Source organism: Microbacterium sp. Leaf351 (genome assembly GCF_001423825.1).
Taxonomy (GTDB): Bacteria; Actinomycetota; Actinomycetes; order Actinomycetales; family Microbacteriaceae; genus Microbacterium; species Microbacterium ginsengisoli.
The window spans coordinates 45,401-46,328 of record NZ_LMPK01000015.1 but is presented as its reverse complement, the minus strand read 5'-3'; the positions used below and the strand labels follow the sequence as shown (position 1 = coordinate 46,328).

General features: G+C 69.2%; 1 protein-coding gene. It reads right to left on the bottom strand.

Annotated elements, in window-relative coordinates; translation table 11 throughout:
- On the bottom strand, nt 1–837 hold an 837-nt coding region (locus ASG00_RS17280), incomplete at its 3' end, for an MFS transporter (RefSeq protein ID WP_235559384.1).
- Nucleotides 838–928 lie beyond the last annotated feature (91 nt).

Below are 928 nucleotides of genomic sequence, written 5' to 3'. Positions count from 1 at the left end.
GGCGCCGCGCGCCAGCTGCATGTACTGGGCGAGGAAGACGGATGCCCCGAACATCGCGATGCCGGTGGCGATCGACGCGACGACGGCGAGCGAGAAGGTGCGGTTGCGGAAGAGCGTGAGCGGCACGAGCGGCTCGGCGACGAGCAGTTCGGTCACGACGAAGAGCACCGCGGCCACGACGGCGCCGCCCACCATGAGCAGGGTCGGCAGGCTCCACCAGTCGTACGACGTGCCGGCATTGGTGACCCAGATCAGCAGCAGGGACACGGCCGTGGAGAGCAGCACGATGCCGAGGTAATCGATACGTGCGCGGGTCGACTCGCGTGCCGGCAGGTGCAGCGTGCGCTGCACGATGAACAGGGCGGCCACGGCGAAGGGGAGGGCGACGAAGAAGTTCCAGCGCCAGCCCCAGGCATCCGTGATGACGCCGCCGAGGAGCGGGCCGCCGACCGTGGCGACGGCCATGACCGCGCCGAACAGGCCCATGTAGCGTCCGCGCTCGCGCGGGCTGATGATGTCGGCCATGATGACCTGGCTCAAGGCGGCGAGGCCGCCGGCGCCGAGGCCCTGCACGGCACGGAAGGCGATGAGCATGCCCGGGTTCTGCGAGAAGCCGGCGGCGGCGGTCGCCAGCACGAAGATCAGGATCGACACCTGGAAGAGCACCTTGCGGTTCATCAGGTCGGCGAGCTTGCCCCACACCGGCGTGGAGATCGCGGTGGTGAGCAGCGTCGCGGTCACCACCCAGGTGTACGCGGCTTGATCGCCCGAGAGGTCGTGCACGATGACCGGCAGCGAGGTCGAGACGACCGTCGAGGCGAGCATCGAGACGAACATGCCGAGCAGCAGCCCGATGAGCGCCTCGATGACCTGTCGGGGGGAGCGCGATGTCTCTGCGACGGTCGGAACCGGAGAGGTGATGGTGGCC